Here is an 18,411-nt window from a genome sequence, read left to right on the forward strand (position 1 = left end):
TTCAACAATAAACAGCTTAGTTAATCCCCTGCTCCTGCGGCATATTGCCAGTTTTAACTTCTAAGATTAGGGGATTTCCTTGACGGTTTAGCTCTACTTTCATCGGTATTCCGACATTCTTATTTTGAACTAATTCTTGAACATTATCGGATTTTGTCATAGGTTTTTCATCAATTTTTACAATAATATCTCCTGGTTTTAATCCAGATTTCATCGCCGGTGAACCTGGAATTACCTTCATAATTAACACACCATTATCTTGAGTAATGGGGAAATCTAAATCATGATTTTCTTTTAATTCTTGCAGTAATTCCGGGCTGAGTGTGACCATTTCAATACCTAAATAGGCGTGTTCCGCCCGTCCAGTTGTAGCTAATTGTTGGGCAATTTGTTGAGCTTTATTAATCGGAATGGCAAAGCCTAAACCTTGAGCACCACTAATAATAGCGGTATTCATTCCGATCACTTCTCCCTTGGCATTTAATAGTGGCCCCCCAGAATTTCCGGGGTTAATGGCGGCATCGGTTTGAATAAAACCAATCCGTTTATCAGGAACGCCAATATCACTACTTGACCGTCCGGTGGCGCTAATAATTCCCACCGTCACCGAATTATCTAATCCTAATGGGTTGCCAATGGCGATCGCCCATTCCCCAGGGGATAGGGCCTCAGAATTGCCAATTTTTACGCTAGGCAAATTATCAGCATCAATTTTGATTACGGCCACATCCGTCACCGCATCCGATCCTAATACCTTGCCATCGAAGCGACGACCATCTTTTAAAACCACTTGCACCCGCTCAGTTCCCTCTACAACGTGGGAGTTAGTCATAATCACGCCATCGGCCGAGAGAATAAACCCGGAACCAGTCCCCTGTTCAATCGGGCCATCGGAGCGGCGTTTGGGGGGAGTCGCCCCAAAAAATTCTTCGGGAAAGCCATTTCCAAACTGCTCCAATCCTCGGCGCTTGGCTTGACGAGAGGCATTAATCCGAACCACAGCCGGCCCAATCTCGTTAACAGCATCGACAATAAAGTTAGAATCTACGGGCTTTGCAGCCACTTTTTGAGCTAACCAGCTAGTCGGACTGGAGGCAGAATTAGCCTGACCGTTGAAATTAGCAGCAGGGGCGGGGGCAGTTTCGACAGGAGTTTCAGCGATTGAGGGCGGAACAGTTGAAGCGGTACGGGTGGCTAACCAGCGATCGCCCATCAAGGCTAACCCACCTCCAATTATCAACAGAAACAGGCTCCAGAGAGGGCTTTTACGATTTTCTTTGTCAGATGTAATTTTCATGTATTGATAACATCAGTAGTTTTGAGGTATTTCCTCGGCTTGCTGGGTTTTTCCAAGCCTCCGGTTTACGGTATTAACTGTAATCAAAAAAGATATCGAGAGGTTTTTAGGTTATAATCAGGGGTTTGGTTCTCTCGTGAACGTCAGAAATTGTCGGCATTATTATTATGCTAACACATACTAATGGAGGTTAACTATGAAATTTATTGTTGAGCAGGACAAATTAAGTTCTAATTTATCTTGGGTATCGAGGGCAATTCCATCCCGCCCGAATCATCCAATTTTATCGAATATTTTAATTGATGCTGATGCAGAAAATCAACGGTTAAATTTAACCGCATTTGATTTAAGTTTGGGGATTCGGGCGAGTATGTCGGCGACGGTCACGGAGGGAGGAACCTTAACTGTTCCGGCTAAATTATTTAATGATATTGTCTCCCGTTTACCTGGGGGAGAAATTACCATTGATGATGAAGTTGGGGAAGCAATTGTTAATTTAACTTCCAGTTCAGGAAAGTATCAAGTTCGAGGGATGGCGGCGGAAGAATATCCCGAATTACCTTCTATTGAAACGGGGGATTCTATTCATTTGGCGGCGGAATCTTTAATTTTGGGATTGAAGGGAACGTTATTTGCTACGAGTTCCGATGAAACTAAACAGGTGTTAACGGGAGTACATTTAAAAGTTCAAAATAATACGATTGAATTTGCATCAACGGATGGTCACAGATTAGCAGTTGTGCAAACAGAAAATTTAAGTGAAACCGATCCCGATGAGGAATTAGAGGAATTTGAGGTAACAGTTCCAGCTAGGGCTTTAAGGGAAGTAGAACGCATGGTGGCGATGCGAACTGTTGACAATCACGGCGGCTCTAAAGATGATTCTCCCGTGGTGATTACCTTGCGATTTGATGAGAGTCAAGTGATTTTTGAACTAGGGGAACAACGGTTAAATACCCGTAAATTAGAAGGGGCTTATCCGGCTTATCAACAGTTAATTCCCCATCAATTTTTAAATCAAATTAATTTAGATCGGCGGGGATTTGTCGGCGCGTTAGAACGAATTGCGGTTTTAGCTTCCCAAAAGAATGATATTGTTAAATGCAGTATTGATCATGTTAATCAACTGATTGCTTTATCCGTAGAAGCCGCCGATGTGGGTAATGCTTTGGAATCTCTCCCGGCTCAAATTTCTGGGGATGAACCCAAGGAATTAGCCTTTAATGTTAAATACTTATTGGAGGGTTTAAAAGTATTTAATACTTCGGAGGTTTCCCTACAATTGAATGCCGCCACAACCCCAGTTATTGTTAATCCTTTGGGGGGGATTAAAATGACTTATTTAGTCATGCCTGTACAATTAAGAAATTAATCCCCAAGAAATCGGGTTTCTGGGAGAAACCCGGTTTCTGTATTCTATCAAACTTCCCTAAAACATTCTTGAAAATATTGACGATATAACTCACAACTGGGAGTAACTAAATTTCCATCAATATAAACCAGTCCCATACTTTTTAGTTTAAACGCTTTCACTTGTTCAATTTTAATAGGTTGATTTGTACTAATAATTTGTTGATAAGCAGTGACTAAATCAGGATCTTGCTCTAGTAACCATAACTGTTCGTGCAGATGATCTGCATAAATTCCTGTATCACTGGGAGCTTTTTCTATTAACTCTTGTAGGGAAAAATTATGGCGGACACTATAATCAAGGGCTGATCTAACTAAATAAGGAAATCCTCCTACAAATTCTGTAAATTGTGTTAACTCTTGATCTGTTAAGTTTAATCCATATCGTTGAGCTAAAGTTTTAATTTGACTAATATTAAACGGAAGCAAATCAATTCCTAAACCTACATTAAACGGAGATTTATTCGTATCTAAAGGAATATAAATATCCGTTGAATAGACAATTACAAACCTTAATTTTTTCCAATTACTAATATCTCTAGTTTCTTCATGCCAAGATCGTAATAAAGCTAAGACATCCCGAGCTAAGGACGGATACTCAAATAATTGATTCACTTCATCAATAGCTAAAATAATTGGTTCTTGAATTGATTCTAATAAATACCCTTGAAAATATAGGGAACTACTGACTAATGTTCCCACATCTTCATCCCAAAAATCATCTATTTTAGACTCTAATTTCAACTGTTGAGTCACATTTGCACACAGCCAACGGAGGAATTTTTCCGTTGAAGTAAAGACTACACCACTAGCCAGATGGAGACTTAAACGAACGGGATAATAACCTTGTTGTTGAGCATAATCTAAAATTCGGGCCATTAAGGAGGTTTTACCCATCTTTCTAGGGGCTTTAATTCGCAGTAATGCTCCTTGATTTTGAATCTCTTGATAACAAGTTGATTCAATGGGCGATCGCTCAATATAAAATATAGAATTAAGCGGAACTTGACCCTGTGGGGATTCTAAAATATTATGTTCGTTAAAATTGATTTTTGGAAATATTTCATGGCTATTTTTCTCGCTTAATTCTCTTTCTAATAAACAGCGACAATTGGTTTTACCGACTTTTTCCCCCACTATATCCGATAAAAGTTGCCAAAGGTGCGGAGCAACTCCATTTTTTAAGTAATTGGGGGAATAGCCATTTTCTTCAGCAATTTGATCATAGGTTTTTTTATTTTCTAATAGGGCTTGTTTTAAAATAATTTTCTGGATATAACTCAGAGAGTTTTTCCCTTTAGCAATAATTAACGCTTCTATTAATTCTAAAATTTCCTCAACACTTTTGACCATGTTAACCCCAATATTTTTATATCAATAAATTAGACTAATCAATCTGAGTATTTTAAGACTGCTTTAACTAATATACTTATATTCTTATATTATATACAAAAATTGTATCTTTGTATAGAGCTACCCATTAAGCTTAGGACAATACTAAACTTTGTGGTAGGGGAAATTAATGAATTGCCCCTACCAAAACCTATTTAGGATTGCTATATTTAATCCAAAGTTCAATTCCTTTTTGAGTGGGTTTTCCCGTGGGAGTAAATGCCCAAATGCTTCGTTTATGTTGGGGGCCATAACTGATATGAATCGGTCGATTTTTGCCATAAAAATATAGAGAATCAAAAGGAAGTTGTTGTTTTAAAATCCAATCCACTAATTGATCACTATCTAAATCTAAAATTAGGAAATCACAAGCCGCCCCTAACCTTTTACAGTAATATTCTCCATTTTTTTTAACTTCATGGCCAATATGTTGATCCAATTTAGGAGCTACGCGACCATTTTTTATTCCGGTAATCGGATCTTTTTTGTCTAAATAAATTCTTAATTTATGGGAACAAAAACCATAGGTTAGTTTAAATTTAGCTAAACCAAAATAATCAATAACCGGATCAACAATATAATAATTTAGGTTTTTTAATGCTTGAATTGATTCTTCTGAAGTAGGATAGGGATTAATTTTATCAGAATATTTTTGATAAGTATTTGTACAGGTACAAAAATCATTTAAGCTGAGGTATTTTCCTAATTTAACATTTTTCATGGACAATTGACTAGATTTTTGACTATCATATAATTAATCTTAGCCGAATCAGAAACGACGGGATCTAGTTTTGTAGTTAACTAAAATCACGTTATCTTCCAAACCCAAACGATTATGTCTAACCGAACTGAAACATCACTGACTCAGGAACTCAAAAGCCATATCCTAATTTTAGGGGGAATTGTTGCCTTCCTGTGGATAATTGAAATTATTGATTTTTTTGTATTTAGAGGCGCGTTAAATGGTTTAGGAATTCGTCCCCATCATATTCAAGGGTTACAAGGTATTTTCTTTGCTCCTTTTTTACACGGAAATTTCAACCATTTAGCCGCCAATACCTTACCCTTGATCATACTGGGTTGGTTTGTGATGCTGCGGGATGTTAAAGACTTTTTTGTTGTCACATTCATAACCATGATTATCAGTGGTTTGGGAGTGTGGTTATTCGGTTCACCTAATACAATTCATATTGGGGCGAGTGGAGTTATTTTTGGATACTTAGGATTTCTACTGTTAAGAGGATTTTTTGAACGCAGTTTTGCTTCTATTGCCCTATCCTTAGTTGTTGGTTGGCTTTATGGAGGCTTAATTTGGGGGGTTTTACCCTCACAATATGGGATTTCTTGGCAGGGACATTTATTCGGATTTATCGGCGGTGTCTTCGCGGCACAAATACTGACTAAATTCCATCGGACTAAAGCCTAATTGGATTTTCCAAAAATTCATAAATTAAGGTAAAATAAATATAAAGCCCTCTATAATAGAGTTAAAATTCTTACTATAGAGGGTGTTAGTGTGACATCAAAATAATAATCTAAAAATCTAATGGACTGGCTTTCTATTTCAGGAAATTGGGTGTTAATTCCCCCGCGCCCTCAAGCAATACTGCATTTTTTGGGGGGTGCTTTTGTAGCAACTTTACCCCATTTAACCTACCGTTGTTTACTCGAAGAACTCGCCCATCAAGGTTATGCAATTGTGGCGACTCCTTTTATCAATAACCTAGATCATACAGCGATCGCTCAAGAAGTTTTCGAGATATTTGAAGATGGATTATATGATTTATATGATTTGCAATTCTTAAAACGGCGCGGTTTACCCATTTATGGATTAGGACATAGTATGGGGTGTAAAATTCATTTGTTAATTGGTTCTTTATTTCCTGTCGAACGTTCAGGAAATATTTTAATGTCCTTTAATAATTATGCCGCCAGTCAATCTATTCCTTTAGTTGAACAAATTTCACAATTCATGGATGTAGAGTTTACACCTTCTCCCGAAGAAACGAACCTTTTAGTTAGCGATCGCTATCAAATTAGAAGAAACCTTTTAATTAAATTCTCTAAAGATACCCTCGATCAAACCTCTAATTTACATCATATTTTAGATCAAAAGTTCCCAGGGTTAACTACTTTACAAAAATTAAATGGCGATCATCAAACTCCCCTGGGCCAAAATATCAACTGGTCAGTGGGAGAAACCTTTACCCCTTTAGATGCTATTGGCCAATGGATTAAACAAGCAGTTTATCAAGATTTAAACCAACTGAAGAAACAAATTTTGTATTGGTTAAATCCTTTATTAAAGTAACCACAAAGGCACTAAGACATTAAGTTAAGATGATTGGGGAACTAATTGGGATTAATTCAGTCTGGTGCTGAGGATTATTTGGGTTAAGGTTGATTTATGGTGTCAATATTTTTACAGCTAAGTTAAGAGAAAATTAATCTTTTTTTCATCTTAAATCCGGTTCATAAGTCTTTGAAACTTAATTGCTATTATCTATTCAGATTGGGAAGATTTTCTAAAAGAAGTCAAAGTTCATCCTTAGCCCTGTCAACAATAGGGATTTCAAATCACCAATTACGGAGAGAAATTGAACACTATCAACAGGAAGTGATTCAAGATCCTGATTCCGATTTAGCCTATTATAATCTAGCGGTTGCGCTACAAAAACAGGACTTACTTGATGCAGCCCAGGAAAGCTATCAAATCGCAATTCGGCTGAATCCTGAAGCTGTTAATGCCTATATTAATTTGGGATTAATTTGGGTTCAGAAAGAGAATTGGGAAGCCGCAATTATAACCTTTAAACAGGGGTTAATTCATTCTTCACAGTCTGCTAAACTCTATCATAACCTTGCCCATACTTATTTTAAACAAGGCAGTTTTGATCAGGCGATCGCTGGTTATTTGCAAGCTATTCAACTGCAACCTGATTTAAAAGAATCTTACTTAAATTTAGGTAAGGCTTTTCAGAAACAAGGGTTACATGAAGTTGCTATTCAATATTTTAAACAACTAATTCAGGTTGAACCCGAATCAATTGCTGCCCATAGTGAATGTGTAAACTCACTTTTACAACAGGATCAACTGGCAGCATCCCTATTTCATTTACAAAGAATTATTGAGTTAGAGCAACCTTTTATTACTGCTTACTGTCAGAATGTTAAACAGTTAAAAGGAGATGACGAACTCGATCAAGCCAGAATTACCTGTGGAAAATTAATTGAGGGTTTACAACAGAATCCCCAATCTCCAGAGGTTTATCACGATTTTGCCAAGGTGTATTTTCATCTGGGAAATACTTTAGCAGAATATCGCAATTATCCGCAAGCGGAATATTATTATCAACAGTCTATTAAAGCTGATTCTAATTGGATTGATCCTTATTTAAAATTAGCAGAATCTTTTGTCCAGCAAAAACAATTTGTTTCTGCGGCAATTTATTATCATCAAGCATTAGGAATTAATCCAGAACAACCGGAAATCTATCAACGGTTAACGTGGGTATTAGAACAGCAGAAATCAGACCACAAAAAGCCAAAATTAGCGGGTTTGAAAGTTAAACTAAATGCTAATTTTGATCCCACCGATTCTAACCATCCCCAATGTCAGGGTTTAGACTGTCCAATTTGTTTAAATCGAGTGTTTAAACTTTTAAATCCAACTCGTTTAGCAGAAGGAATTTATGACTGTTCTCAACCTCAAGATATTTCTGGGAATATACCACCCCAATCTATTACTATTATTCCTAATGGAAAGGCTTGGATTGCACCTCAAAAAAGTTGGTGGAATGTTTGTAATGCGATCGCTATTCTCAACTCCAAAAATGAACTTTTAACCGATTTATCCCGATTTTATCCCACTCCCTTACCCGGATCAGATCCGATTGATTGGAAACAACATCAAATCTTTTTTTTAGAGGAATTTCCGCCTTTAGAAAAAATTTCCGGTTCCGTCGCTGTGTTATCGGGATTATCAGGAAATGTGTATTTTCATTGGATGGTTGATATTTTACCCCGCTTTGCTATTTTACAACAGGAGAAACCCGATTGGCAAGAGATTAATTGGTTTTTAGTTAATAGTATAAAAGCCTCTTTTCAGCGAGAAACCTTACAAAAGTTAGGGATTACCGAATCTAAAATTATAGAAAGCGATCGCCATCCTTATATCCAAGCAAAACAATTAATTATTCCTACCTTTACCGGGTCAGTGGGATGGGTAACACCTGAAACTATCAATTTTCATCGGCAGTTATTTTCCGAGGCGATTACACCCTCTAATAATCCCTATCCAGAGCGGATTTTTATTCGTCGAAACCAAGCCAAATATCGGCAAGTTTTGAATGAAAATGATGTGATTACTTATTTGAGTGAATGGGGAGTTATTCCTGTTGAATTAGAAACCCTATCTGTTGCAGAACAAGCAAGTTTATTTGCCCATGCTAAGGTTATTATTGCCCCCCATGGTGCGGGATTAACAAATTTGATGTTTTGTCGTCCTGAAACTATTGTTATTGAACTGGTTTCTCCCCATTATATTCGTCATTATTACTGGATAATTAGTCAACAATTAGGACTAAAACATTATTATATCACAGGGGAAGTTTTTCGATGTTATACCCTGCGAAATTTAATGTATCAATCACCATTAATTGAGGATATTTATGTCAAAATCAATAATTTAGAAAAAATTCTCAAAATCTTAGATTCTGATCTCCAGAATCAAACCCCAATTTACTTTGCTTCTACCCTTGTTAAAGCCAGAGATAAACCAAAAATAGACTTAATTGAAAATACCAATATTTCGTCAAATTTACAACAAATTCAAACCCAAAGTTATCAAAGGAGTTCGATTAACATGGTCACTACTTATTCTAATAAAAACGGACATAACCATTATCAGGGAGAATTAACAGTAATTGAAACTAAAAATTCAGGTAATTCTTTGACTTCTTTAGAGTTATTTCGTCTCTCCAAACAAGATAATACAAACGTTAAGGAATCTAATTTAATTGAAATAGAAAATAGTATTAAAACGGCTGAAACTTACTTTGAACAGAAAGACTATCAACGGGTTGTTCAGGTATGTCAAAAAGTGATTCAACTTGACCCGAATACCGTTGAGGCTTATCACTTGTTAGGAAAATCTTTACAGGGTTTAGGTAAACCAGAAGCAGCCTTAAAATGGTATCAATATATTATTAATCTTAAACCCAATGAAGCTATTGTTCATGCAAATTTAGGGAATTTATATGCCCAACTCAAACAGTGGAAACTAGCTATTTATTCCTATCAAAAAGCGATAAAATTACAACCTAATTTAGCCCTAGCTCACCGAAATTTAGGAAAAGTTTGGAGTAAAATTGGTAAACCCGAACTAGCGGCTTATTGTTGGTATCAAGCCTTCAGTTTAGAACCTCAAAATATTAAACCAGAAGAACATCTTTCCCTGGGTAATATTCTATTCCGTCAAGGCAAAATTGATCAAGCCGAAATTAGTTATCGTCGCGCCCTGGAGGGAAATTCTAACCCCATTGAAATCTATCATAATTTGGGAGAACTCTTTGCAGCCCAAGGAAAATTAGTAGAAGCGGAAAGTTTTTACAAACAAGCAATTCATTGTAATCCCAAATCCTTTGAATGTTATAATAGTTTAGGAAAGGTATTAGTTGCCCAAGGAAAATGGGAAGAAGTGGTTTCTTGCTATCGTCAAGCCTTGGAATTAAACCCTCGGTTACTATTAGCACTGCAAAACCTAACCCAAGCCCTTTTACATCAGAATAAAGGCATCACGGGAAGTTCTGACTATCGGCAAATCCTATTATTAATGGCGGGTAATTTACCCATTCAATCTGTCCTAACAATGGGAATATCTTCCGCAAATATAATTTCAGAAAATCCTGTTCCCCAATTTACTGTAACCGCACCTATTTCTCTGCAACAAGCGCAGATTTATTATCAGCAACAACAATATGAATCCTGTTTGCGTTTATGTCAGCAACTTTTACAACAAACTCCTAAAGATGTTGCTATTTATCAACTGTTAGCCAAGGTATTCACTGAACAAAAAAATTGGGAAAAAGCTAAATTGTGTTATCAAAAAGCAATTTCTCAACAGCCCAAAAACGAAAAATTGTATTTAGAATTAGGGGATATTTTTGCTCAACAACAACAATGGCAACAAGCGATCGCTTGTTATCAACAAGCCATTTTAATTCAACCCCAACCCCAAGACTACCATCAATTATCCCACCTGTGGCAAATATTAGGACGTTCAGAAAATGCCGAAGATTGTTTATATGAAGCCCTACAATTAGCCCCAGAAAAAGCCACCTTAGAGGATTATTTTAGTTTAGGAAATGCACTTTGGAAACGGGGACAAATTAGTCAGGCGATGATCTGTTATCGGCGGGTATTAGATCGTGATCCCCAGCACGTTATTGCCCATCAACGGTTAGCCCAGGGGTTACAACAGCAAAATGAATTAGAAGATGCGATCGCCCATTATAAACAAGCCTATCAAGTGGCAATTCAACAACTCAATCCCACCCATCTATCATCGGGAAATACTGATTTTTCAGCCTCGAATGAAACGGGTTGGTTAGCCGAAACTCAAGCCCTATTAGGAGATATTTATTCACAGCAGCAACAATGGCAGGAAGCGATTATTTGTTATCAAGAAGCGGTGAAATTAAATCCTAAATTAGTTTCAATTCAAGAAGCATTAGGGGATATTTGGTTTGAATCTCAGGACTGGGAATCAGCAACTAATTGTTATCGTCAAATTATCGAATTAGAACCGAATGCTTGGCAAGTTTACCATAAATTAGGTGATGCTTTACGAGAACATGGTCATCTCAAAGAATCAATTAAAGCCTATCGTCAAGCAACGGAATTAGCTAAGAAATTAGTTAGTTAAAAGTCTCCCAATTAACTTTCAAAATAGAATCATGAAAAAGCATACGCCCTATAAGTTAAACAAAGCGTGTGCTTTTTTATTAAGTACCTAAACAAAATTAATTACACATCCTCCACCCTGTTCCCTCCCCCCCTAGCCCCCGTGCACGGGGGGTTTGGGGGGGCTGTTCCCTCTCTCAACTAGGTAATTTATTTTGTGTAACTACTTAGAAATATATTGGAAATGCAGTTTTAGGATTACCCCAATAGAAAAATTCCTAAAACGACAGGGAAAAGATGACCTGTAACTTTTAAACAGTAAGCTTTTAACCTTAACGAGTATGGAGGGACTCGAACCCCCGACCCTCAGGACCGGAACCTGATGCTCTATCCACTGAGCTACATACCCAAACTTTTGTTAATATAGCATATTCTTGAGAAAATATCATTTTATTTTTAGAATTATGGACTCAATCCACATTTCAGGGATTCGCAGCTACGGTTATACCGGATATTTACCCGAAGAACAGGTTTTGGGACAATGGTTTGAAGCCGATATCACCCTGTGGTTAGATCTAAGACCCGTGGGTAGTAGTGATGCGATCGCCGATACCCTCGACTATCGCCAGACCATCAAAACCGTTGAGAACGTGATTAAAACCAGCAAATTCGCCCTATTAGAACGATTAGCCACGGAAATTACCGACACCCTATTACAACAACCCTTAGTAGAAAAAGTCCGGGTACAGTTAACCAAACCCGCCCCCCCCATTCCCGATTTTAGTGGAAAAATCCAAATTGATATCACCCGTTAAGTCATCAGTCATCAGTCATCAGTTATCAGTCATCAGTCATCAGTTATCAGTTATCAGTTATCAGTCATCAGTCATCAGTCATCAGTTATCAGTCATCAGTTATCAGTGTGAGATTTGATTTGTGATCAGTTAATCATAATCAGTGATCAATGAACTGATTACTGATTACTGATTACTAATAACTGATTACCATTGGGGCGGTGATAGGAGTAGTTTAAAGGCTTGTTCGGGGTTGAGTGGGGCGCAGAAGAAATACCCCTGGCCAAAATCACAATTTAACTGTCTTAATTTTTTTAATTGTTGGGCGGTTTCTATGCCTTCTGCAATCACATTCATCCCCATTTTTTGAGCAATATTAATAATCACGGGAACTAGGCTAAATTGTTGAGGATCTTCGTCTAATTCCTGAATAAAAGAGCGGTCAATTTTCAAGGTATCAACGGGAAATGAATGCAGATAACTTAAAGAAGAATATCCCGTACCAAAATCATCTAAACTGAGTTGAATTTTTCGCTCTCGTAACTGATTTAATATAATCTGTGCGCCTTTGACATTATTCATAATTGCACTTTCTTTAATTTCTAATTTTAAACAATTATAATTGAGATGGGTTTGCTCTACAATTTCATCCAATTGAGCAATTAAATTATTTTGAGTAAATTGTCGAGGGGTAAGATTAATACTAATAGTTAAGGGAATTTCCGAAAATTGTTGTTGCCAACAATAGATTTGTTCTCCCGCTTGTCGCAAAACCAAATTGCCGATTTCTGTAATTAAACCCGTTTCTTCGGCTACAGGAATAAACTCATTAGGAGAGATTAAACCTCGTTGGGGATGTTCCCAACAAACTAAGGCTTCAAATCCCACAATTTTTCCGGTTTTTAATGCAACAATAGGCTGATAATTCACTCCGAGTTGTTTTTCTTTAATTGCCGTGCGTAAATCCACATCAAGCTGTAAAAAAGATAGGGCATTTTTATACATACTGGAATCAAAAACTTGATAATAGGAAATGCCTCGGGATTTTGCCCGATACATCGCCGTATCCACATCGCGTAAAATTTGTTCCGGTTGGGTATAGTCCGGTTGACTATAAGCAACTCCAATACTGGCATTAATATAAATGGGATAGGAGAGAATAGAAAACGGTTCAGCCAAAACTTCAATAATTTTCTCGGCCGTTTGAATCGCAATTTCCGGTTCAGTTAAATCCCTTAATAAAATCGCAAATTCATCTCCCCCAAATCGAGATAAAATATCAATATTAGATACGATAGATTGTAACCGTTGGGCAATAGCAACTAATAATTGATCCCCAACGGAATGTCCTAAAGAATCATTAATCACTTTAAACCGATCGCAATCCAAAAACAACACCGCAAAGAGATAATTGGGACAATCTTGTAATTGTTTAATAGTCAATTCTAAATGTCGAATAAATAAGACTCGATTGGGAAGGGCAGTCAACTCATCATAAAGGGCTTTTTTCAGTAATTGAGCATGAACATCTTCCAGTTCTTGGGTACGTTCTTTAACTCGTTGTTCCAATTCCATATTCAATTTTACAATTTTTTGTCGAGCAAATTGTAACGACAATTGATTTTGAACCCGGACTAAAACTTCATCAAATTGAAACGGTTTAGTAATATAATCAGCCCCCCCAGATGCAAAGCCTTTAATTTTATTCTGAACTTCGTCTAAAGCACTTAAAAAAATCACTGGAATATCGGCGGTTTCAGGATTATTTTTAATCTGTTTACATACCTCATAGCCATCTATCTGAGGCATCATAATATCCAATAAAACGATATCGGGTCGTTGAATTTCAATTGCTCTCAAGGCAATCATTCCATTCAACGCTTGACGCACTTCATAGCCTCGGCGGATCAACATTATAGATAGTAGACGCAAATTTTCAGGATTATCGTCGATAATCAAAATATTGCCTTTAGAAATCTCGGATTGGTTTTCAATCATTGTATGTTTTTCCCAGAATCTTCAGGTTGTTTCGCCCATTCCATTACTTGATCAAAGTGGAAATTATCCACTAAATGGTTTAAATATTGAGCCGTTGCTTCATATTCAGAAGGAATTTGATTAATCAACTGGAGTAATAAGTGATCGCTGCACTGGGCCGCTGCGTGATAGAGTTGTTCCACCCATTCGGGTGGCATCACCAAGGCTGTAGCAGTAACCAGAGGTTGAGCCATAGTATTAGTATCAGACTGGGTAAGGAATCCCGATGATTGAGATAAAAATGGGGGCGCATATTGATACTGCACCTTTAAATATTCACCTATTTTACTCAAAAGTTTATCCTCTGGAAAAGGGGTATCCAAAAAGTCATCACAACCCACCGATAAAGCCAAAAGTCTATCCGTCTCTGACCCCGATGGAATCATTGCTAGAATAATTGTTTGATGAGGGCTGACACCCTCGAATTCGGCTTCAGAATTGATCAACCCCTGAACAGGATTTTCCATGGAAAATTCTTCCTGACGAATTTTTTGAATCGCCTCATAACCATTCAAAATCGGCATCCACATTTTCATCAGAATTAAGTGAGGTTTCCAGGTTCGCCAAAGGATTACAGCCTGATCACCATTTTCTGCTTCTCTAATAGTAAACCCCATCTGTTCCAGAAATTCAGTTAGATAGGAATCTGTGGAAATTTGATCCTCAACCACCAACAGACGATAGTTGAGTTGATTCGGGGATAGACCTATAATTTTTCCCAAGGAAAATACCGAAGATTGCGGTGAAATTTCGGGGAGTTGGACAGGAATTACCAACTTTAATTTTATCCCCTGATTTGAGGAATGTTCCATCATAATTGTTCCTTCCATGAGGTGCAGAAATTGTTGACTAATGGGTAAACTTAAATGTTTAGTATTGTCCAAGGTGAGACTGCGTTGAATTGATGTAAAGGGCTTAAACAAATCTTGAATTTCCAAGGATTGTCTATTTGATCCGGTGGTTTCAATTTCAAATTCCAGTTGAATATTTTGGGTAGAAAAATTAGACTCCAAACCCGAAGATTCTAAAGGAGAAAATAAAGGTTTAACTCGAAATTTAAGCGTCCCCGATTCTGTCCAACTCATTAAATGTCCCAAACAATTTAGCAGAATTTGTCTGAGTTTATTTTCATCGGTAATAATCCATTGGGGCAGATTTTCAGCCAGTTCTAATTCAAATTCTAATCCCCTGATTTTAATTTTCGTTTTGAGTAAATCTCGAATATAATCTAAACCTTGAAATAAATCAAAGCGAGTCGGATTTAAGCTAATCCGGTCGGCTTCTAGCTTAGACATCTCCAGAATGTCATTAATTAAGGCTAATAAATGTTTGCCACTCCGATGAATAATCCTAATCTGTTCTTGTTGTTCTGAACTTAGGCTAAAATCTTGATTCATCAATTGTGTAAAGCCCAAAATTGCATTCAGAGGAGTGCGTAATTCATGACTCATATTCGCTAAAAATTCACTTTTAGCCCGGTTCGCAGCATCGGCAGTTTCCTTAGCTTGAGAAAGTTCTTCCGATTGTTGTTGAGTATGGGTTAATAACGCCACTTGTTGCAATGCTACTCCTAATTGGGCGCCAATTTGTACCACTAAATTAATTTCTGATTCTTCCCAATGACGGGGACTTGAATGTTGATAGACCACCAACAATCCCCATAATTTTAACTTAGCTGGAACTGAGATAGAACTTTCGAGTGTAACGTCCACCGTAGGTGACACTATTTGACAAAAAATCGGCACAATTAAATAGGCTTTAACCTGCATCCGTTTTAATAACTGTAAATAACAATCGGGAAATCCAGCTTGGTAAATATCAGAAATACACAAATAACTTAAACCATCTCGATGTACTCCTTCCTGAATATCTCGGAGATAGGTGTCTTGAATTTCATCTTCCTGATTTAAACTCGATAAAACACAATTTTCTGGTTCAAAACTGCTCGGATCAAAGTGTAAGTCTTGAATTGATTGATAGATTAAGGGTTCACAACCCGATACCAAAGATTCCGCCACAAATTGACCTTGACCATCGGAATTAAACTGATAAATTCCTACCCGATCACTATTTAATTCAGAACGCAATTCTTGAGTCGCCGTGGAAAAAATCGTCTCCGCATCCAGGGTTTGACGCATTCGACCAATAATTCGCGCTTGGGTTTGTTGACGCCGGGCTGTTTCGCGTAATAGGGTTTCTGCCTGTTTAGTTTGGGTAATATCAATAATTAAACCATCCCATAAAATGCTTCTATCTGGTTGAGATTCAGGACGGGCATTTCCTTGCAACCATTTAATTTGACCTTCGTTATTAATAATGCGCCAGGTATGACTCCAAGGCATTAAACTTTCAGCCGAATTAGAGATAGAATTGAGCACTCCTTGAAAATCTTCAGGACAGACTTTTTCAAATAATTGATGCACATTGATCATCGCCTGGGCGGGAGATAAACCATATAAATCCCAACAGCCTGAACTGGCATAGGGTAAACTCATAGAACCGTCAGGATGTAAGACAAATTGATAAATCATCCCAGGTATATTATCGGCTAAATTTTGATAGCGGGTTTTACTCTGTTCTAAAGCCTGTTGAATTTCTTCCGTGGTTTGACGAATGGCAATTAATTCGCCCACCAGTTTCAGCCAACTCTGGATTTCTAATGTCCATTCAGTACACCGATGTAAGTTCATAATCCCCATAAATCCCTTAGCTTTTCCGCCTTTAATTAAAGGAATAAAAATCAGAGATTGACAATTGAGACGCCGTAGGGTTCTGCGATCCTGGGGGAGTAAATCGGGAAACCGATCTGGATCGGAAATTGCTAGAATTTCAGTTTTTTTCAGTTGTAATTTTTGATGAATAGATGGGATAGTTTGATTTGATAAAATTGGACAATAATTCTGTTCGATTTGTTGTTCCGTTTGCCACCATTGATCCGTAATTTTCCAAGATATAAGTTTAGAATTACAGTTAAAAATAAATGCCCAATCACAATCAAGGAAATGACAGACTTCTTGCAGAGTATAACGAATAGCATTTTCTATAGTATCATTAATAAATAGCCGAGAAATATGGGTCAGCAGGTTATCCATCTGGGATCGATATTGTAGCAATTCCTCGGCTAATTGCCTCTCTAGTTCCGCACCTGCTCGATTGGCAAAGATTTTTAAAATAGATTCTTGACTCAGATTCAGTTGTTTATCTTCAGTATCTATTATTACTAATATCCCAATCACGTCTCGATTAGAATCAAATAAAGGGATTCCCCAATAACTTTGAGCTTGCAATTCAGCTAACTCTGGAGCATTCGGAAATAAAATCTGTACATTTTCACTAAAATGACAGGGTTGAGCCATTTTAATCACCTGATCACAAGGGGTTCCCAATAATTCATAAACCCCAGGATCTTGCCAGTTTTTTCCATCCCAAAACGCTAACGTAGTTAATTTGGACGAGGGAAATTTTAAAAGTTTAAAAATCCCAGCATAACGCACTTGCAAGACTTCAGTTAAATAGTAAACACAGGAACAAAAAAAATCTTGACCTGTTTTTGCAGCCGTTCCTTCTACAATTAGTTGTAAAGCTAGTTCCGTTGTTTTGTATTCCGTAATATCGGATGCTGTTAAATGGGTAATGGGTAATGAACTGTTCCCTATTTCCTCCCCCCCGTTCCCTGTTCCCCGTTCCCTTTTTTTCTTGTCTTTTTGCGATATTTTCTTTTCGTTGATATCATTAAAAATTGATAAAATATAAGTTTTTTTTTCTAAAAAAATTACTTCTTCTGACAATAATAATTGTTTAATTTCTCCGGTTTTGGTTCGATACCCGACTACCTGATTATGAATGGTTGTTCCCGGTTTATTTTTTTGGATTAACTCCTGTTCATCTTGAGGATTAACCCACAAATTTAAGTCTATCGCTCGTTTACCAATCACTTCAGATTCTTGATAGCCAAATGTCTTGAGAAAACTAGGGTTAACATCTACAAAATATCCCTCTTTCTCTGTTCTCAAGGTAATTGGATTCGGACTATTTAAAAAAACTTTAGAAAATTTTTCTGACCGTTGTTGACGGGTTTCTATTTCAGCTTCCAGTTGAAGATTTTTAATTTTGAATTGATAATGTAAACCTTGAATCGTCAGTTGATGGTGAATTCGAGCTAGAACTTCATCTTTTTGTAATGGTTTGGTTATATAGTCCGCCGCCCCCCGTTGAAACGCTTTTACTTTTTCCGATACTTCTTCAATTACACTCACAAAAATAATGGGAATATGCTGAGTTGTAATATCCGCTTTCAACCGTTGACAGACCTCATACCCATCCATAACTGGCATCATAATATCTAATATGATCAAATTGGGCAAAGTCTCTAAAGCCATCTTTAAGCCCAATTCCCCAGAATTCGCCAATTGAACTTGATATCCCTGCAATGTGAGAAGTTTCCCCAAATATTTAAGGTTAATTGGGGAATCGTCAACAATTAAGATATTCAGCGCTTGATATTCAGTAGCATCCATAATCAGTGATCAGTCATCAGTTATCAGTCATCAGTTGTTAGTCAACAGTCATCAGTTGTAG

General features: G+C 37.2%; 10 protein-coding genes and 1 tRNA gene. 5 read left to right on the forward strand and 6 right to left on the reverse strand.

The window, feature by feature from the left end; translation table 11 throughout:
* Positions 1–16: 16 nt before the first annotated feature.
* Complete coding sequence (locus NMG86_RS06045) at positions 17–1,297, reverse strand: HhoA/HhoB/HtrA family serine endopeptidase (RefSeq protein ID WP_026797236.1); 1,281 nt, start codon at positions 1,295–1,297, stop codon at positions 17–19.
* A gap of 196 nt (positions 1,298–1,493) precedes the next feature.
* Here NMG86_RS06045 and dnaN point away from each other — a divergent pair, with 196 nt between their 5' ends.
* Positions 1,494–2,669, forward strand: a complete 1,176-nt coding sequence (dnaN, locus tag NMG86_RS06050) for a DNA polymerase III subunit beta (protein WP_026789095.1) — start codon at positions 1,494–1,496, stop codon at positions 2,667–2,669.
* Between the two features lie 47 nt (positions 2,670–2,716).
* Here dnaN and NMG86_RS06055 read toward each other — a convergent pair whose 3' ends face one another.
* Together NMG86_RS06055 and NMG86_RS06060 are read right to left on the reverse strand one after the other, a co-directional pair.
* Positions 2,717–4,060 carry an AAA-like domain-containing protein gene (locus tag NMG86_RS06055; protein ID WP_026797237.1) on the reverse strand — a complete coding sequence of 448 codons (1,344 nt, stop codon included), beginning with the start codon at positions 4,058–4,060 and terminating at the stop codon, positions 2,717–2,719.
* Positions 4,061–4,250: 190 nt separating this feature from the next.
* The gene (locus NMG86_RS06060; protein WP_026789097.1) at positions 4,251–4,820 is read right to left on the reverse strand and encodes a hypothetical protein; all 570 of its coding nucleotides are present in this window, start codon (positions 4,818–4,820) and stop codon (positions 4,251–4,253) included.
* A 114-nt stretch (positions 4,821–4,934) separates the two neighbouring features.
* Between NMG86_RS06060 and NMG86_RS06065 the strand changes: the two genes are divergently transcribed.
* From NMG86_RS06065 to NMG86_RS06075, 3 genes are all read left to right on the forward strand, one after another.
* Positions 4,935–5,525 (forward strand): rhomboid family intramembrane serine protease, encoded by a 591-nt coding sequence (locus tag NMG86_RS06065; protein ID WP_026789098.1) that lies wholly within the window; start codon positions 4,935–4,937, stop codon positions 5,523–5,525.
* A gap of 120 nt (positions 5,526–5,645) precedes the next feature.
* Positions 5,646–6,410 (forward strand): DUF1350 family protein, encoded by a 765-nt coding sequence (locus NMG86_RS06070; protein ID WP_026789099.1) that lies wholly within the window; start codon positions 5,646–5,648, stop codon positions 6,408–6,410.
* Positions 6,411–6,611: 201 nt separating this feature from the next.
* A complete protein-coding gene (locus NMG86_RS06075) occupies positions 6,612–11,024 on the forward strand; it encodes a tetratricopeptide repeat protein (RefSeq protein ID WP_026797238.1) in 4,413 nt (1,470 codons plus the stop codon).
* A 314-nt stretch (positions 11,025–11,338) separates the two neighbouring features.
* Here the strand turns inward: NMG86_RS06075 and NMG86_RS06080 are convergent.
* Positions 11,339–11,411: transfer RNA gene (locus NMG86_RS06080), tRNA-Arg, on the reverse strand.
* A gap of 55 nt (positions 11,412–11,466) precedes the next feature.
* Between NMG86_RS06080 and folB the strand changes: the two genes are divergently transcribed.
* Positions 11,467–11,817, forward strand: coding sequence for a dihydroneopterin aldolase (gene folB / locus NMG86_RS06085; protein ID WP_026789102.1), 351 nt, complete (start codon positions 11,467–11,469; stop codon positions 11,815–11,817).
* 186 nt (positions 11,818–12,003) lie between these two features.
* Here folB and NMG86_RS06090 read toward each other — a convergent pair whose 3' ends face one another.
* Positions 12,004–13,794 carry a putative bifunctional diguanylate cyclase/phosphodiesterase gene (locus tag NMG86_RS06090; protein ID WP_026789103.1) on the reverse strand — a complete coding sequence of 597 codons (1,791 nt, stop codon included), beginning with the start codon at positions 13,792–13,794 and terminating at the stop codon, positions 12,004–12,006.
* Positions 13,791–18,350, reverse strand: coding sequence for a response regulator (locus tag NMG86_RS06095; RefSeq protein ID WP_026797239.1), 4,560 nt, complete (start codon positions 18,348–18,350; stop codon positions 13,791–13,793). The genes NMG86_RS06090 and NMG86_RS06095 overlap by 4 nt, the downstream gene beginning before the upstream one ends.
* Positions 18,351–18,411 lie beyond the last annotated feature (61 nt).

It is taken from the genome of Planktothrix rubescens CCAP 1459/22 (assembly GCA_904830895.1).
In the GTDB taxonomy this organism is placed as follows: domain Bacteria; phylum Cyanobacteriota; class Cyanobacteriia; order Cyanobacteriales; family Microcoleaceae; genus Planktothrix; species Planktothrix agardhii.

Excerpts from the sequence above, each read along its gene's own strand:
- NMG86_RS06045 (WP_026797236.1), bottom strand. The coding sequence starts at position 1,297 with ATGAAAATTACATCTGACAAAGAAAATCGTAAAAGCCCTCTCTGGAGC.
- dnaN (WP_026789095.1), top strand. The coding sequence starts at position 1,494 with ATGAAATTTATTGTTGAGCAGGACAAATTAAGTTCTAATTTATCTTGG.
- NMG86_RS06055 (WP_026797237.1), bottom strand. The coding sequence starts at position 4,060 with ATGGTCAAAAGTGTTGAGGAAATTTTAGAATTAATAGAAGCGTTAATT.
- NMG86_RS06060 (WP_026789097.1), bottom strand. The coding sequence starts at position 4,820 with ATGAAAAATGTTAAATTAGGAAAATACCTCAGCTTAAATGATTTTTGT.
- NMG86_RS06065 (WP_026789098.1), top strand. The coding sequence starts at position 4,935 with ATGTCTAACCGAACTGAAACATCACTGACTCAGGAACTCAAAAGCCAT.
- NMG86_RS06070 (WP_026789099.1), top strand. The coding sequence starts at position 5,646 with ATGGACTGGCTTTCTATTTCAGGAAATTGGGTGTTAATTCCCCCGCGC.
- folB (WP_026789102.1), top strand. The coding sequence starts at position 11,467 with ATGGACTCAATCCACATTTCAGGGATTCGCAGCTACGGTTATACCGGA.
- NMG86_RS06090 (WP_026789103.1), bottom strand. The coding sequence starts at position 13,794 with ATGATTGAAAACCAATCCGAGATTTCTAAAGGCAATATTTTGATTATC.
- NMG86_RS06095 (WP_026797239.1), bottom strand. The coding sequence starts at position 18,350 with ATGGATGCTACTGAATATCAAGCGCTGAATATCTTAATTGTTGACGAT.